Origin of the sequence: Streptomyces sp. NPDC047043, assembly GCF_040644055.1 — a bacterium.
In the GTDB taxonomy this organism is placed as follows: Bacteria; Actinomycetota; Actinomycetes; order Streptomycetales; family Streptomycetaceae; genus Streptomyces.
The window spans coordinates 353,351-369,212 of sequence record NZ_JBEYVO010000004.1; the positions used below are offsets into that span (position 1 = coordinate 353,351).

The window sequence follows — 15,862 nt, forward strand, 5'->3', positions numbered from 1 at the left end:
GGTTTCAGTGCTGGGGGCTGTCCCCGAAGGCCGTCACGGTGAGGAAGCGGATGGGGAGTTCGAGCAGGGTCTCCGGGCCGTGCGGGGCCTCGCCGTCGAACTGGAGGGCGTCGCCGGGGCGCAGCGTGTAGCTGGACTTGCCGTGGCCGTAGATCATGACGCCTTCGAGCATGTAGATGATCTCGGTGCCGGCGTGCTGGAAGAGCGGGAAGACCTCGCTCTGCTCGGTCAGGGTGACCAACAGGGCGTCCATCCGCTTGTGGGCGCCCCGCAGCGAGCCGAGCTGGGCGTACTCGTGGCCGACCTTGGTACCTCGCCGGACGATCCGGGCGCCGTGCCCGGCGGGGACGAAGACCGCCTCGCGTTCGTCGTCCATGCCACGGAACAGGGCGGTGACCGGGACGTCGAGACCGCGCGCGAGCCGGGAGAGGGTGGTGAGGCTGCACGCGGTCTGGGCGTTCTCGATCTTCGACAGCATGGCCTTGGAGATGCCGACCCGCTGCGCCATCTCGCCGACGGAGAGCCCGGCCGCCTGCCGGTACTCCCGGGTCCGGACCGCGATGATGCGCTCCAGGGCCTTGTCGTCGGCTTCCGCTGCGGGTTCGGGGTGCTCGGTCACCGGCGCATCCTATGCCGAGCGGTCCAGGCGGAAGCGCGGGTGGGGCTCGGCTCGGCCGGTGGCGAGGTCGGCGGCCATCGCACCGATGAGCGGCGCGAATTTCGCGCCGTGGCCGGAGCACGGGGAGGCGATGACGAACGGGCCGTGCCGGTCGACGACGAAGTCCTCGTCCCGGGTGGTGGTGTAGAGGCAGGTCGCCTCGGCCACCGGGTCGGGCTCGAGGCCGGGCAGGCGGTCGCGCACGAAGCCGCTCACCCGGGTCCGCGACGACGCGTCGACCACTCCGCTACGGGTGCGGGCGGTGGTCGGGGTGCCGCGGTCGTGCTCGGCGACCTTGACCGCGGGCAGCGGGCCGCCGTCGCTGCCCGACGGCAGGCCGTACAGGTGCAGGTCGCCGTCCCAGATGAGAGTCGGCCACCGGACGGAGGGGTCCCGCTGCCGGAAGTGGAAGACCTGCTGCTGGGTCACCTCCAACTGCGGTAGGGCGAAGGGCAGTTCGAGCTCGGGCAGCCAGGCGCCGGCTGCGATCACCACCGTGTCGGCGGTGATCTCGCGGCCGTCGTCGGTGCGCAGGAGCACCTTCTCGGGGGTGCCCTGGACGGCGACGCCCGTCACGCGGGCGCCGATGATCGCCTCCGCGCCGTGCTCGATCGCCCGCCGTACGCAGGCCGCGACCGTCTGGTCGGCGTCGACGACGCCCGCGTCCGGGTGGTACAGCACGGGGCCCGTGATGCGGATGTACGGCCAGCGCTCCGCGGCCGCTTCCGGGCCGAGGAGTTCATGGGGCACGCCGGCCGCGGCAAGGAGGTCGGCGATCGCCTTCGGGTCGCGGTCCTCGCCCATGTCGAGGCCACCGGCCTTGCGCAGCAGGGGAGTCGAGCTGTCGTCCTCCAGCTCCCGCCACTGCTCGTACGCCTGCCCGGTCAGCTGTACGTAGAAGGGGTCGGCGTACGCCCTCCGGATGATCCGTGAGCTGCCGTGCGAGCTGCCGTGCCGGTGCCCGATGTCGTACGCCTCGATCAGCGTGACCTCGTGGCCCCGACGGGCGAGTTGCCAGGCGGTGGCCGCGCCCATCAGACCGGCACCTACGACGGCGATCACAGACCCTCCCCGGGGATCCAGTTCGTGCCAGCGAGCGGGATGCGGGCCATGGCAGCGGACTCGATCGTAAGGGCCACCAGGTCCTCGGGCTCGAGATGCAGGAGGTGGGCCTTGCCGCAGGCGCGGGCGAGGGTCTGGGCCTCCATGGTCATCACGCGCAGGTAGTTCGCGAGCCGGCGACCGGCCTCCACCGGGTCCAGGCGGGCGGCGAGTTCCTCGTCCTGGGTGGAGATGCCCGCCGGGTCACGGCCGTCCTGGTAGTCGTCGAAGTAACCTGCCGCGGAGCCGAGTTCGCGGTACTGGGCGTCGTACTTGGGGTGGTTGTCGCCGAGCGCGATCAGCGCGGCCGTGCCGATGGCGACCGCGTCCGCGCCCAGCGCGAGGGCCTTGGCCATGTCGGCGCCGCCCCGGATACCGCCGGAGACGATCAGCTGGACCTCGCGGTGGACGCCCAACTCCTGCAGTGCCTTCACGGCTTGGGGCAGGGCGGCCAGGGTGGGGATGCCGACGTGCTCGATGAAGACGTCCTGGGTGGCGGCCGTGCCGCCCTGCATGCCGTCGACGACCACGACGTCGGCGCCCGCGTGGACGGCGAGCTTCACGTCGTAGTACGTCCGGGTGGCGCCGACCTTCACATAGATCGGCTTCTCCCAGTCCGTGATCTCGCGCAGCTCCAGGATCTTGATGGCGAGGTCGTCGGGGCCGGTCCAGTCGGGGTGGCGGCAGGCGCTGCGCTGGTCGATGCCGACGGGCAACGTCCGCATGCCGGCGACCCGCTCGGTGATCTTCTGCCCGAGCAGCATGCCTCCGCCGCCGGGCTTGGCGCCCTGCCCGAGGACCACCTCGATGGCGTCGGCGGCGCGCAGGTCGTCGGGGTTCATGCCGTAGCGGGACGGCAGGTACTGGTACACGAGGTGCTTGGAGTGGCCGCGCTCCTCGGGGGTCATGCCGCCGTCGCCGGTGGTGGTGGAGGTGCCGGCCTCACTGGCGCCCCGGCCGAGGGCCTCCTTGGCCTGGGCGGACAGGGCGCCGAAGCTCATGCCGGCGATGGTGACGGGAGTGGCCAGCCGCAGGGGGTGCCTGGCGTGCCGGGTGCCGAGGACGACATCCGTGTCGCAGCGCTCGCGGTAACCCTCCAGCGGATAGCGGGACATGGAGGCGCCGAGCAGCAACAGATCGTCGAAGTGCGGAAGCCTGCGCTTGGCGCCCCAGCCGCGGATGTCGTAGATACCGGTCTCGGCGGCGCGCTGGATGGCATGGATGGTGGCACGATCAAAGGTGGCCGACTCGCGCAGGCCGTGGGATGCGGGTTCCATTTTCTCCGAGCTCCCTTAGTACGACGCCGTGTTGTCGACCTTGAAGTGGTACAGCTCCCGGGCCGAGCCGTACCGGCGGAAGTCCGCCGGGTCCTCGTCCCGCTCGGCCGCCTTCAGCAACTCGGCGAGTTCCGCGAGATGTTCGGCGCGCATCTCCTTCTCGACACAGTCCGCGCCGAGCGACTTCACCGTGCCGCGGACGTAGAGGCGGGCCTCGTACAACGAGTCCCCGAGGGCGTCCCCCGCGTCGCCGCAGACGACCAACCGCCCGGCCTGCCCCATGAACGCGCTCATGTGGCCGACGTTGCCGCCGACGACGATGTCCACGCCCTTCATGGAGATGCCGCAGCGGGCAGAGGCGTCCCCGTCGATCACCAGAAGGCCGCCGTGGGCCGTGGCCCCGGCCGACTGGGACGCGTTGCCGCGCACACGCACCGTGCCGGACATCATGTTCTCGGCGACTCCGGTGCCCGCGTTGCCGCGGACGGTCACCGTGGCGCGCTGGTTCATGCCGGCGCAGTAGTAGCCGACGTGCCCCTCGATGTCGACGGCAAGGTCCTCGCGGATGCCGCAGGCCACGGCGTGCGCACCGCGCGGGTTGAGCACCCGCCAGGACGTGGCCTGCGGCGTGTGCAGGGCCTGGTTGAGCTCCCTCACCGGGGTCTCGGCCAGGTCGATCAGCGTCGCCATACGTACACCTCTTCCGGCTCGGGTTCGAAGATGCGGGCGTTCTCGATGCCCGGCAGGACGTCCAGCGCCCGGTACTCGGAGGCCATCGCCACCCACTCATCGGTCTCGGCGACCAGGGCCGGCTTGCAGGCGATGGCGTCGCGGACGACTGCGAAGGAGTCGCCGGTGGACACCAGCAACGTGTAGAAACCGTCGAACCGCTCGCACAGCAGCCGCAGCGCCTTCTCCAGGTCGGCGCCCTGCTCCAGCTGGTGGGCGACGAAGCGGGCGCCGACCTCGGAGTCGTTCTCGCTGTCGAACTCGACACCCTGGGCGCGCAGTTCGCGGCGGACGGTGGCGTGGTTGGCGAAGGAGCCGTTGTGCACCAGGCACTGTCCGGGACCGACGGAGAAGGGGTGGGCGCCTTCGGGGGTCACCGCGGACTCGGTGGCCATGCGGGTGTGGCCCACGCCCTGCCAGCCGGTCACCCCGGACAGCCCGAAGGCGTCCGCCAACTCGACAGGATTCCCGATGCCCTTGAGTACGGCCATGTCGGTGCCGGAGCCGATGACCGTGGCGTGCGGCAGGACTTCCGCGACGGCTGCGAGCAGGTCGGCGACCGAGAGGTCCGCGTGCACGACCGTCGTGGCGTCGGCCTCGACGGCCTCCGCCCCCGGAAGCTCGGCCTCCGCTTCCGCGGGTGTGACCCCGAGCAGCGAGACGACGGCGCGTCCCGGCGGGGACAGCCGCGGGTCACCGTAGACCGCGACACCCGCCGAGTCCGGCCCGCGCTCGACGACCTGGCCCAGCATCGCGGCCAGCAACTCGCCCAGCCTGGGTTCGAGTGAGGGCTCCCGCAGATGCAGCCCCACGATTCCGCACATCTCAAGTCCCTTCAGAACGCGGTCAGATAGCGGTCCAGCTCCCACGGGCCGACCGTGGCATGCCAGTCGAAGAACTCCTCGCGCTTGAGGTCGGCGAAGTACCGGCTCACTCCGGTGCCGGCCGCGTCCAGCGCGCCGCTGATCACCTCGTCCGCCTGGAGCGCCTCGACGGCGTGCAGCAGGGTCGGCGGGAGCTCCGGACCCTTGCCGGCCGCGCCCGGCTCGCCCGGGTCGAGGCCGCGCTCGATGCCGTCGAGACCGGCGGCGAGGGCGGCGGCAGCGGCGAGGTACGGGTTGGCGGCGCCGTCCCCGCCGCGCAGCTCGATGCGGTTGCCGTCGGGGACGCGGACGAAGTGGGTGCGGTCGTTGCCGCCGTAACTCGCAACGCGCGGCGACCAGGTGGCGCCCGAGCGGGTGGAGACCGCGCCGGTGCGCTTGTAGGAGTTGACCGTCGGCGCGATGACGGCCTGCAGCGCCCGGGCATGCTCGACGATCCCGGCGACGAAGGAGTAGGCGAGCGGGGACAGGCCGAGTCCGCGCTCGTCGGTGGCGGCGGGGAACGTCGGGTCCTCGCCCCGCCACAGGGACATGTGCAGATGCATGCCCGTGCCGGTGCGGTCGGTGAACGGCTTCGGCATGAACGTCGCCGTCATGCCCCGTTGTTCGGCCAGCACGGACACCAGGTACCGCATGGTGATGACCCGGTCGGCGGTGGTGAGGGCGTCGGCGTGCTTGAAGTTCTGCTCGAACTGGCCGTTGCCGTCCTCGTGGTCGTTGGCGTAGTTGCCCCAGCCGAGGTGGTTCATGGCGCCGGAGACCGCGGTGAGGTGGTCGTACATCCGGGTCAACCCGCGCGCGTCGTAACAGGGTTGGGCCGCGGTGTCCCTGGCGTCGGCGACGCTGAGCACGCCGTGCTCGTCCCGGTTGACGAGGAAGTACTCGACCTCGGCGCCGACGGACATCGACAGCCCCTGGGCCGCGGCCCGCTCCAGCAGGCTGCGGAGGATGACGCGCGGGGCGTACGGCCAGGGTTCACCCTCCACGTACGGGTCGCAGTGGACGAGGGCGAGGCCCGGCTTGATGAACGGGACGGGCGTGTACGAGCGGGCGTCCGGCCGGGCGATGACGTCCGGGTCGCTGGGCTGCTGGCCGAGCGCGCCGGCCGCGTATCCGGCGAACCCGACGCCCTCGTCGCGGAGTTCCTCGACGGCCTGGGCCGGGACGAGCTTGGCGCACGGCTTACCGGTCAGGTCGACGAAGACGGCGAGCACGAACTCGATGCCGTCGGTGCGGACGAGTTCCGCGAGATCGGGGGCGGTCACCATGGGCCCCTCCTTGGATGTCTACTGTCATGAATCATTGTTGCCTATGAGTAGACACTCTCGGCGTTACGGGGGGATTTCCACCAGGGAAGGTCCCGGTAAGCCGAAGGGCCGGGCACCGCCCCGAAGAGGCAGAACCCGGCCCTGACTTAACGTCAGGAGGCGACGGCGGACGGCTTTCCGGACGTCAGCTCGGCGGAACCCCCGGAGGGGCCCCGCACCCACAGCGGCTTGAGCCGGTGGGTCAGCAGATAGAGCACCACGCCGGCGCCCGCCGCCACGAACATGCTCAGGTCGCCCGCGCCGGGGAAGGCCTTCGAGAAGGGCCCGGTGTAGAAGCTCGACTGCCAGAACGGCACCGACGCGGCGACGCCCCCGGCCCAGGCGACGAAGCCCCAGTCCAGCACCCGGCGCCGGTCGTAGAGCTCGGCGATGCGGGACGGGTCGGAGCGGCCGCCGAGGTAGAAGTCGAGCAGCAGCACGGCCGCGAAGGGGGCGATGAAGTACGCGGTCAGGTTGAGGAACACCTTGAACTTGTCCTCCGTGCCCGACGCGCCCCACAGGCTGATCGCGTAGGCGAGCAGACAGATGACGGTGACCGCCTGGGAGCGGCTGACCGGGATCTTCAGCGTCTGGACGGAGATCGCGCCGCCGTAGACGTTGAGGAAGTTCTGCGCGAGGGCGGACAGGCCGACGGCGAGCAGGGCGGGGACCGCGAACGGGCCGGCCAGTTCGTGCAGGGCGGTGATCGAGTCGGAGCTGGTCGCGCTGCCGCCGACGACGACGCCGAGGATGCCCAGCCAGCAGATGGTGACGAAGTTGCCGAGGCCGGTGTACCAGGCGGTCCGGGTGACGACCTCGGGGGTGTCCGGCAGATAACGGGAGTAGTCCGAGGCGAAGGGCGCCCAGGCCACCAGGAAGGACAGGAACCAGCCGCCGAAGGTGACCCAGCCGCCGGTGGAGCCGATGTATCCGGACGCCTTCGGGTCGGCGTGGAAGAGGCTGCCGCCGCGCACCACCGCGACCACCGTGATCAGCAGGAACAGCGGGGTGAGGACGTAGGTCAGCACTTTCTGGAGGTAGTTGATCATGTTGTAGCCGTAGATCGACACCACCAGCTCGACCGCCGTGAGCACCCCGGCGCACAGCCAGAACGGCAGATGGGTCAGCTCGGCGAACGCCTTGCCGCCCAGGATGACCGTGACCGCCGCCCAGCCGACGCCTGCGAAGACGTTGATATAGGCCACGGGCAGGAAGTTGCCGAAGAAGCCGAGCGGGCCGCGGGCCTGGATCTGCTGCGGCACACCCAGCCGTACGCCCATCCGGGACATCACGGCCATCAGCAGCGAGCCCAGCGCGGCCCCGATGACGATGGCGGTGACGGCGGCGGAGAAGCTCAGCCCGAACCAGGCCGCGCTGAAGCCGAGCAGGATGATCGGGAAGTTGAGGCCGGCCGCGAACCAGACGAAGAACTGCGAACTGGGCCTGCCGTGACGCTCGTTGTCGGGGATGTGGTCGACACCGAAGGGCTCGACCTTGGTGACCGCGCTGCCGTAGACCGGCGCCGGTGTTCCTTCTGTCATGCGGTGCTCCCGGGGAGGAGGAGGGTCACCACGGCAACGGCGCGGTGTGCGAGATGTCGAAGAAGCCGCCGCCGCTGTAGACCAGCGGGGCGAGGTCGTCGTGGCGGGCGGAGACCACCCGGCCGGTGAACACGGTGTGGCTGCCGGCTTCGAGCCGCTCGCCGATCTCGACCTCCAGCTGCGCGCAGGAGCCGTCGATCAGCGGGGCGCCGAAGGCCCCCGGCGCCCAGCTGACCTGCGCGAACTTGTCGTCGCCCTTCGAGGCGAAGACCTTGGCCACGTCGAGCTGGTCGGCGGCCAGGATGCTGATGCCGAGGTGGCTCGCCCGGTGCAGCGCGGGATGGGTGGAGGAGCTGTGCTGCACGCAGACCAGGACCATCGGCGGGTCGAGCGAGATGCTGGAGAAGGCGTTGACCGCGAGGCCGCGCGGTGTGCCGTCGTCGTCCGTGGTGACCACGGTGACGCCGGTGATGAACTTGCGGTGCACCCCGCGCACCAGGTCGGCGTCGACCGCAGCCCGATGACCGGTGGTGATGATCCCGAGCGCCTCCAGGAGCTGCCGGGAGTCGAAGGTCACCCACTCCTCGGCGACCGACGGCCCGTCGAAGCGGGCGAAGGTCGCACCGGACACCTCGACGGGTTTCCCGGTGGGCGGCACCCCGAGGAAGGCGCCGGTGTGCCGGCCGGTGCTGCGCCAGCGGATCGCCAGCCGCTCGCCGTCCTCGACGATGTCCTCGATCTCCGTGCGCAGGTCGGGGAAGGCCTCGCGCATGGCCAGGATCGAGTCCTTGAGCTGGTCGCGGTCCTGGGCGACGGACGCGGGCCCTCGCCGGCGGACATAGCTGGGACTGAGCAGGTCGTCCAGGGCCTCGACGTGCCCCTGGTCCCAGGCGGCCCGCCAGGCGGAGCGGATCCGGGAGGTGCGGTCGGCCGCGGCCGTGCGGTCAAGAGTGTGGGTCATGGTGGGTCCCTCAGTCAGCTCTTGTATGGCAGAGGACCGTAGGGAGGGGGTGGACCGGTGTCAACACCTCAGTCAGAAAAGCCTGGTGATTACCGAGGTGGCGATCAAATACACAGGTCAGACTTGTTTCGGAGTGGTTAACCCTTGACGGCCCCGATCCGGACTCCTAGCCTCACTGCCATGGCACAGCGAGAGAGGGAAGGTCACGGGATGCGGTTCTCGATATTCCACAACCTCGGAGCGCCCGGCCGGCTCGGCGAGTACGCCCAAGTCATGGACGAGGCCCGGGAGTTCGCGATCGCCGCGGAACAGGCCGGGTTCTGGTCCACCTGGTACACCGAGCACCACTTCGGGCACGAGGCGATCGAGATCACCCCGAACCCGGTCCTCATGGGCGCCGACATCGCCGCCCGCACCTCACGCATCCGCATCGGCCAGGCGGCGTCCATCGCCACGTTCTGGCATCCGCTGCGGCTCGCCGAGGACATCGCGATGCTCGACCAGCTCTCCGGCGGACGCGTCGAGGTCGGCCTCGGCCGCGGTCTGTACGGCCGCGAGGCACTCAACCTCAACGCCCTCGCCGACCCGCGCGACCAGGAGCAGAACCGCGCGCTGTACGACGAGACGGTGGAGATCCTGCGCAAGGCGTGGAGCGGCGAGTTCTTCTCCCACAAGGGCCGCTTCCACGAGTTTCCGGCCCCCGGCGTGCAGTGGAACCACCCGCTCTCCCCCGGCACGGACGACTACACCACCGACGGCGTCATTACGAAGATGCAGGTCACGCCATTCCCGCTGCAGCGCCCGCACCCGCCGCTGTGGCAGGTGATCGACAGCCCGCGCTCGATCCGGGCGGCGGCAGCGGACGGCGTACAGGGCATGTTCTGGCTCCCGCCGGTCTCCGCCCTGAAGGACCGCTTCGAGCTGTACCGCTCCACGGCGAGCCAGGCCTCCGGCCGCGAGTACGCGCTCGGCGAGGGCATCGGCCTGGTCCGGGACGTGTACGTCGCCGACACCATGGAGCAGGCCCGCGCCGACTTCGAGGAGGCGCTGATGACGACGTACCGCTGGATCATGCACTGGCGGGGCCTGAGCAACCTCATGGAGGCGGGCGAGGAGCTCACGGACGCGCACGAGCTGTCCTTCGACTTCCTCCAGGACAGGAACCTGCTGGTCGGCACGCCCGAGTACGTCGCCGAGAAGGTGGCCGAACTGCGCGACGAGGTCGGCCTGGAGCACCTGCTGCTGTGGACCACGCACCCGGGCCTGGAGCACCGCAGGGCGATGCGCAGCCTGGAGCTGTTCGCGGAGAAGGTCATGCCGGAGTTCACCGCATGAGCCGCGCCTCCTGCGACATCCGGAAGGTCGTGACCGTCGTCGACGAGGTGCTGCTGGAGCTCGGCCGCCCGGTGGCGACTCCGGTACGACGGGTCGCGGTAGCCGCGGTCATCCGCAACCCGTGGGCGGGGCGCGGCTTCGTGGCCGACCTGCAGCCCGAAGTGGAGGCGGTGGCCCCGGAGTTGGCGCAGCTCCTCACCGGCAGGCTGATCGAGACGCTCGGCGGCGCAGACCGGGTGGAGGCCTTCGGCAAGGCAGCGGTGGTGGGCCTGAACGGCGAGATCGAGCACGGCGGCGCGCTGATCCACACCCCGTACTTCGGCAACGTCTTGCGGGAGTTGACCGAGGGCACGTCGATCATCGTCTTCAGCGACGACCGCCTGCCGGCGGGCGAGCCGCTCACCGTCCCGGTGTGGCACAAGACGGCGGCGGCGACCCGCTCCCACTACCAGACCGTCCAGATCCGCATCCCCGACGCACCCCGCCCCGACGAGCTGGTCGTGGTCGCCGCCGCCGCGTCCGGCCCCCGACCCAACGCCCGTATCGGAGACCGCCGTACGGACCCCGCCGTCCGACTCGCCGACCTGGAGAAGCTGGAGAGCGCCCGATGAACGTCCGCAAGATCATCACCTTCACGGAGGACATCCACACGGAGGGCGGCCGCCCGGTCGACCCGCCCGCGCGTACGGCCGTGGTCCTCGCCGTGATCGAGAACCCGTGGGCGGGCCAGGGCTTCGTCGACGACCTGCTCCCCGGCATCGACGAAATCGCCCCGAAACTGGGCGAGTTGCTGGCACCGCGGGTGGTGGAGGCGCTCGGGGTGCCGGTGGAGGCGTACGGCAAGGCGGCGATCGTCGGCCTGGACGGCGAGATCGAGCACGGCTCGGCACTGATCCACACCCTGAAGTTCGGCGACCACTTCCGCAAGGCGGCCGACGCCACCACCCTGCTCCCGGCGGTCGAGAAGCGGGCAGCGGCCGGGACGGTCTTCGACATCCCGCTCAAGCACATCACCGACGCGACCGTCCGCTCCCACCACCAGACGGTCGAGGCCCGCGTTCCGGACGGGCCTCGTTCGGACGAGATCGTGATCGGCCTCGCGGCGGCGGCGCAGGGGCGGCCGCAGGCCCGGTTGGCGCCGTTGTCGACGGAGCAGTGAGCGTGCCGGCCGCCCTGCGTCACGAGACCCACGGGGACGGTCCGGGTCTGGTGCTGCTGCACGGCGTGGGCCTGGACCGGACCATGTGGGCCCGCTGCCTGCCCGCGCTGACGGCCAGGCACCGCGTGACCCTGGTCGACCTGCGCGGCCACGGTGCCTCACCGGCCGCGGCGCCCGGGGTGTCCCTGCGGGAGCTGGCCGCGGACGTGGCAGCGCTGCTGGAGGGCCCGACTCACATGGTGGGCTTCTCACTGGGTGCGCTGGTCGCACAGCAACTCGCAGTCGAACAGCCCGAGTTGACTGCCTCGCTCACTCTGGTCAGCTCGGTCGCCGGGCGATCGCGGGAGGAGCGGGCATCGGTGCTACGGCGACGGGAGCGGGCCGAGGAGGACTTCGCGGCCTCGGCACACGCGGCGGTGGAGCGGTGGTTCTCGCCGGAATGGCGGGCACGGGAACCGGAGCTGGCGTGGTCGGCCCTCACCACCCTGCTGGACAACGACCGTACGTCCTATCTGGCCTGCTACGACGTCTTCGCCACGGCCGACGAGGACCTGTGGCCCGACCTCCCGCAGATCAAGGCTCCGACACTGGCGGTGACGGGGGCGGACGACCCGGGTTCCACCCCGGCGATGTCCCACTTGCTGGCCGAGCGAATCCCCGGCGCTCGCGCCCTGATCGTGCCCGACACCCGCCACCTGCTCCCGCTGGAACGCCCGGAGGAACTGGCGAGGGCGGTGCTTCTTCATGCAGGGGCGATTGCAACGCCCCGTTAGGGGCGCGAGGAACTGCGCGAGCAACCACAAACAACCCGCAGCCGAGGAGCAACCGTCATGACCCCCCTCCCCCGCCACCAGCACTACATCGCCGGCGAATGGACCGCCCCCGCTTCCGGCGAGTATTTCGAAAGCATCAACCCAACCACAGCCCAGCCCTGGTACGAGGCGGCAAACGGTACCGCCGAAGACATCAACCGCGCCGTATCAGCAGCCCGCACCGCCTTCGAGGACCCCGGCTGGCGCGACCTCAGCCAAACCAAACGCGGCCGTCTCCTGCGCAACCTCGCAGACCTGATCGGCGAACACGCGGAAGAACTCGCCCGCACGGAAACCCTCGACAACGGCAAACTCCTGCGCGAGATGCGGGCCCAACTCGCGGGCCTCCCCGAGTACTTCCACTACTACGCCGGCCTCGCCGACAAGATCCACGGCGAGGTCATCCCGGGCGCGAGCCGCGACCTCCTCAACTACACCCTGCGCGAACCGGTGGGCGTGGTGGGCGCGATCACCCCCTGGAACTCTCCCCTCCTCCTCACGGCCACCAAACTCGCCCCCGCCCTCGCCGCAGGCAACACCGTCGTCGTCAAACCGTCCGAACACACCTCCGCCTCCCTCCTGGCCCTGGCCCCCCTCTTCGAGAAGGCCGGCTTCCCACCCGGCGTGGTCAACGTCGTCACCGGCTTCGGCTCCACCGCGGGAGCGCCCCTCACCGAGCACCCCGACGTGGCCAAGGTGACCTTCACCGGCTCCACCGAGACCGGCCGCCGTATCGCCCGCACCTGCGCCGACCGTTTCGTGCGCTGCACCCTCGAACTCGGCGGGAAGTCCCCGAACATCATCTTCCCGGACGCCGACCTCGCCTCGGCCTCCATGGGCGTGATCGCCGGGATTTTCGCGGCCGCGGGCCAGACCTGCGTGGCGGGCAGCCGGGTCCTCGTCCACCAGGACGTCTACGACGAGGTCCTCGAGCGAGTGACCACCCGCGCCGCGACCATCCGTATCGGGGACCCGCTGGAGGACACCACCGAGCTGGGCCCGCTCGCCCTGGCCGACCAGCTGACGAAGGTCGAGTCCTACGTGGAGCTGGGGCTGGCCGAGGGCGGCAAGGTGGTGGTGGGCGGCGCCCGCCCGGACACCGGCCTCGACGGCTTCTTCTACTCCCCCACGGTCTTCACCGGCACGGACAACTCCATGCGCATCTGCCAGGAGGAGATCTTCGGGCCGGTCGCCACGGTCATGCCGTTCGCCTCCGAGGAGGAGGCCCTCGCCATCGCCAACGACTCGGCGTACGGCCTGGCCGCGGGCGTGTGGACCCGTGACGTCAACCGGGTCCACCGCATGGCGTCCCGCCTCGAGGCGGGCACGGTGTGGGCGAACACGTACCGGTCGATGTCGCCGATGTCGCCGCGCTCGGGCTTCCGCAACAGCGGCGCGGGCATCGAGCACGGCACCGAGGTCATCCGTGAGTACACACGGCTGAAGAGCGTGTGGATCAACGCGAACGAGGAACCGGTCGGCGACCCGTTCATCCTGCGGTCATGAGCTGCGTTGCATGGCAGGGTCCGGCAGCTGTGGCAGTTGACGTCGGACCGGCCCGCACATTACGTTCACGTACCATGCAAGAACCCACGGGACGAGCACGGAAGCCGCTGCAGCAGACCAGCATGCAGGCCAGGGTCGCCGAAGAGCTGCGCCAGATGATCATCAGTGGCGAGCTGCCGCCGCGTTCCAGCCTGTCCGAGATGGCACTGTCGGAGACGTTCGGCGTCAGCCGCACCCCCATCCGCGAGGCCCTGAAGCAGTTGCAGATCGAGGGTCTGGTGGAGGTGCGGCCGAGGGTCGGCACCTTCGTCGCCGTGCCGTCGCGGCGGGAGATCACCGAGCTGTTCCAGATGAAGGAACTGCTGGAGGGCGCGGCGGCCCGGATGCTGGCGTTCCGGGGCAACGTTCCCGAGGTGGAGCGTCTGGCCGACAACATGCGCGAGGCCGACGAGGCCGTACAAATGGGCGACGCCGAGCGGTACGCCCAACTGGTCCATGAATTCCACGACTTGATCGTCGCCGGAGCGGACAACACCAAGCTCGAGGCGCACTACCGCACGCTCATGAACCAGCTGGCGTACGCGCGCCTGGTCCGTACGTCCCTCGCCCAGCCGGGCCGTCTCAGCGAGTCCGACCAGGAGCACCACCGCGTGCTCGACCTGATCCTCGCCAAGGACGGCGACGGCGCGGAGCGCGTGATGCGCGAGCACGTCCGCCGCAGCCACCAGGCGCTGATGGCGGGCATGGACGACCGGCAGCAGCAACAGGACTGAGTTTCGGCAGGAATGAGCTCCGACAGGACTGCGAGAGCCGGGAGTTGACGCTCAGGCCGTCGGTGCCGGGAACAGCATGCAGCTGCTCGTGGCGTGGGCGAGAAGGCGGTCGGCCGGGTCGAGGAGCTGCGCCTCGGCGAGTGCCGTGCGCCGTCCGCTGCTGATGACCCGGCCGACGGCGCGGACCTTGCCCGTGTCGGACGTGATCGGGCGCAGGAGCTTCACCGTCAGGTCGAGCGTCGTGTAGGCCACGGCCTGCGGCAGGGTGGACTGGACGGCGCAGCCGGCCGCCGAGTCGAGCATGGTGGCGTAGACGCCGCCGTGGACGCTGCCGATGGGGTTGTAGTGCTCCTCGCCCGGCACGAGCGAGAACACCGCGTGTCCGTGGTCCACCTCTTCCAGGTCCATGCCCAGCGTGGCGGCGATCGGCGGCGCGGGCAGCCGCCCGGCCAGGATCTCGCGGAGAAAGTGCAGGCCGGAGCCCTGCCCGACGGCGGCCGCCGAGATCGCGGGGTCGTTCCAGTCGTACGTACGAGAGCGTTCCATGCGGCCGCGCTTCCTCCCTGACCGTCTGACTTTGTTTCTCGAAGCTAGCTCTCCGTCTCGCTGACTGTCAATGTCAAAGCCAGGTGCCCTACCATGGCGGCATGAAGTGGCTCGAGATGAGCACCGAGAACTGCACGGTCCGGCGCACCCTCGACGTGGTCGGCGAGAAGTGGACGCTGCTGCTCCTGCGCGACGCCTTCAACGGGGTGCGCCGCTTCGACGACTTCCGCCGCCATGTGGGGCTCTCCGAGGCGGTCCTCTCCGACCGGCTGCGCAAGCTGGTCGCGGCCGGGATCCTGTCGACCGTCCCCTACCAGGAGCGAGGCAGCCGGACCCGGCACGAGTACCGCCTGACCCCCAAGGGCCGCGATCTGTGGCCCGTCCTCGTGGCGCTGCGGCAGTGGGGCGAGACGTACGTGGCGGATCCCGAGGGCCCGGTCATCGAGATCCGGCACCGAGACTGCGGCGCCCCGGTGCGGGTCGTGGTCGAGTGCTCCGAGGAACACGACGCCCTTTCGCCGTACGAGGTCACGGTACGGCCGGGTCCTGCGGCCCGGGTCGGCTCGCCGACCGAGTGACCGCTTGCGGCTCACGCCTCGATGACGAGCCCCTTCGCCTCCAGCACCGCCGCGAGGTTGCTGACCTCGATGACGCTCTTCCCGGAGCGGTAGGCGGCGATGTAGGCGTCCTCGGCCTCGACCCGCGCCTGCGACTTGCGGATGACGTCGGCCACGTCGTCGCGCCGTACCACCACCACACCGTCGGCGTCCGCGCGGACCACGTCGCCCGGGTTGACGATCTCGCCGCCGATCAGCACCGGTTCGGCCATCGGCCCGACGGTCTCCTTGACGGTGCCCTTCATGCAGACGCTGAACGAGAAGACGGGGAAGCCGAGTTCGCGCAGTTCCTGGGTGTCGCGGACACCGGTGTCGGTGACGAGGCCGCCGAGTCCCTTGGCCACACAGGCGTTGGCGAGGACGTCGCCGAAGGAACCGGCCTCCGCGTACTCGCCGGCGGAGACCACGACGACGTCTCCGGGCTGTGCGTGGGCGATGGCGACCTGCAGCATGATGTTGTCGCGGGGAGCGCAGCGCACGGTGAAGGCGGGACCGCAGAGGGACATCGACGGGTCGACGGGCTTGATCGTCGAGTCGAGGGCACCCAGTCGGCCCTGTGCCTCGTGGATCGTGGCGGCGGAGTACTTGCCCAGCTGCTCGACCAGGGCCGGGTCCGGGCGGTCGAACTTGGTGTTGACGCGGATCATTTCGCTCCTTGA

Annotated in this window: 17 protein-coding genes; 7 read left to right on the forward strand and 10 right to left on the reverse strand. The window is 70.4% G+C overall.

What is annotated here, in order from left to right; all coding sequences use genetic code 11:
- Nucleotides 1–4: 4 nt before the first annotated feature.
- The 8 genes from ABZ880_RS08815 to ABZ880_RS08850 all read right to left on the reverse strand — a co-directional run bounded on the left by ABZ880_RS08815 (nt 5) and on the right by ABZ880_RS08850 (nt 8,455).
- Nucleotides 5–619 carry an XRE family transcriptional regulator gene (locus ABZ880_RS08815; RefSeq protein ID WP_361259114.1) on the reverse strand — a complete coding sequence of 205 codons (615 nt, stop codon included), beginning with the start codon at nt 617–619 and terminating at the stop codon, nt 5–7.
- Between the two features lie 9 nt (nt 620–628).
- The gene (locus tag ABZ880_RS08820) at nt 629–1,720 is read right to left on the reverse strand and encodes an FAD-dependent oxidoreductase (protein WP_361259117.1); all 1,092 of its coding nucleotides are present in this window, start codon (nt 1,718–1,720) and stop codon (nt 629–631) included.
- On the reverse strand, nt 1,717–3,036 hold the full coding sequence (locus tag ABZ880_RS08825) for an FMN-binding glutamate synthase family protein (RefSeq protein WP_361259120.1): 1,320 nt from the start codon (nt 3,034–3,036) through the stop codon (nt 1,717–1,719). Before ABZ880_RS08825 ends, ABZ880_RS08820 begins: the two co-directional genes overlap by 4 nt.
- Nucleotides 3,037–3,051: 15 nt before the next feature.
- Entirely contained in the window at nt 3,052–3,726 is a 675-nt protein-coding gene (locus ABZ880_RS08830; RefSeq protein WP_361259123.1) for a glutamate synthase, read from the reverse strand.
- A complete protein-coding gene (locus ABZ880_RS08835; RefSeq protein ID WP_361259126.1) occupies nt 3,714–4,589 on the reverse strand; it encodes a glutamine amidotransferase family protein in 876 nt (291 codons plus the stop codon). The genes ABZ880_RS08830 and ABZ880_RS08835 overlap by 13 nt, the downstream gene beginning before the upstream one ends.
- Nucleotides 4,590–4,600: 11 nt before the next feature.
- Nucleotides 4,601–5,914, reverse strand: a complete 1,314-nt coding sequence (gene glnT / locus ABZ880_RS08840; protein ID WP_361259129.1) for a type III glutamate--ammonia ligase — start codon at nt 5,912–5,914, stop codon at nt 4,601–4,603.
- Nucleotides 5,915–6,066: 152 nt separating this feature from the next.
- On the reverse strand, nt 6,067–7,494 hold the full coding sequence (locus tag ABZ880_RS08845; RefSeq protein ID WP_361259132.1) for a cytosine permease: 1,428 nt from the start codon (nt 7,492–7,494) through the stop codon (nt 6,067–6,069).
- A 25-nt stretch (nt 7,495–7,519) separates the two neighbouring features.
- On the reverse strand, nt 7,520–8,455 hold the full coding sequence (locus ABZ880_RS08850; protein WP_361259135.1) for a flavin reductase: 936 nt from the start codon (nt 8,453–8,455) through the stop codon (nt 7,520–7,522).
- A gap of 180 nt (nt 8,456–8,635) precedes the next feature.
- On the opposite strand from ABZ880_RS08850, the gene ABZ880_RS08855 reads away from it, so the two are divergent.
- The 6 genes from ABZ880_RS08855 to ABZ880_RS08880 all read left to right on the forward strand — a co-directional run bounded on the left by ABZ880_RS08855 (nt 8,636) and on the right by ABZ880_RS08880 (nt 14,040).
- Nucleotides 8,636–9,790 carry an LLM class flavin-dependent oxidoreductase gene (locus ABZ880_RS08855; RefSeq protein ID WP_361259138.1) on the forward strand — a complete coding sequence of 385 codons (1,155 nt, stop codon included), beginning with the start codon at nt 8,636–8,638 and terminating at the stop codon, nt 9,788–9,790.
- A complete protein-coding gene (locus ABZ880_RS08860; RefSeq protein ID WP_361259141.1) occupies nt 9,787–10,401 on the forward strand; it encodes an amino acid synthesis family protein in 615 nt (204 codons plus the stop codon). Before ABZ880_RS08855 ends, ABZ880_RS08860 begins: the two co-directional genes overlap by 4 nt.
- Complete coding sequence (locus tag ABZ880_RS08865) at nt 10,398–10,949, forward strand: amino acid synthesis family protein (RefSeq protein ID WP_361259144.1); 552 nt, start codon at nt 10,398–10,400, stop codon at nt 10,947–10,949. Before ABZ880_RS08860 ends, ABZ880_RS08865 begins: the two co-directional genes overlap by 4 nt.
- The gene (locus ABZ880_RS08870) at nt 10,946–11,722 is read left to right on the forward strand and encodes an alpha/beta fold hydrolase (protein ID WP_361259147.1); all 777 of its coding nucleotides are present in this window, start codon (nt 10,946–10,948) and stop codon (nt 11,720–11,722) included. The genes ABZ880_RS08865 and ABZ880_RS08870 overlap by 4 nt, the downstream gene beginning before the upstream one ends.
- 57 nt (nt 11,723–11,779) lie before the next feature.
- On the forward strand, nt 11,780–13,267 hold the full coding sequence (locus ABZ880_RS08875; protein WP_361259149.1) for an aldehyde dehydrogenase: 1,488 nt from the start codon (nt 11,780–11,782) through the stop codon (nt 13,265–13,267).
- A gap of 74 nt (nt 13,268–13,341) precedes the next feature.
- Nucleotides 13,342–14,040 (forward strand): GntR family transcriptional regulator, encoded by a 699-nt coding sequence (locus ABZ880_RS08880; protein WP_361259152.1) that lies wholly within the window; start codon nt 13,342–13,344, stop codon nt 14,038–14,040.
- 51 nt (nt 14,041–14,091) lie between these two features.
- Here ABZ880_RS08880 and ABZ880_RS08885 read toward each other — a convergent pair whose 3' ends face one another.
- Complete coding sequence (locus ABZ880_RS08885; RefSeq protein WP_361259155.1) at nt 14,092–14,586, reverse strand: PaaI family thioesterase; 495 nt, start codon at nt 14,584–14,586, stop codon at nt 14,092–14,094.
- A 101-nt stretch (nt 14,587–14,687) separates the two neighbouring features.
- Here ABZ880_RS08885 and ABZ880_RS08890 point away from each other — a divergent pair, with 101 nt between their 5' ends.
- Nucleotides 14,688–15,164, forward strand: coding sequence for a helix-turn-helix domain-containing protein (locus ABZ880_RS08890; RefSeq protein WP_361259158.1), 477 nt, complete (start codon nt 14,688–14,690; stop codon nt 15,162–15,164).
- An 11-nt stretch (nt 15,165–15,175) separates the two neighbouring features.
- On the opposite strand, the gene ABZ880_RS08895 is transcribed toward ABZ880_RS08890, so the two are convergent.
- A complete protein-coding gene (locus tag ABZ880_RS08895) occupies nt 15,176–15,850 on the reverse strand; it encodes a 4-carboxy-4-hydroxy-2-oxoadipate aldolase/oxaloacetate decarboxylase (protein ID WP_361259161.1) in 675 nt (224 codons plus the stop codon).
- Nucleotides 15,851–15,862 lie beyond the last annotated feature (12 nt).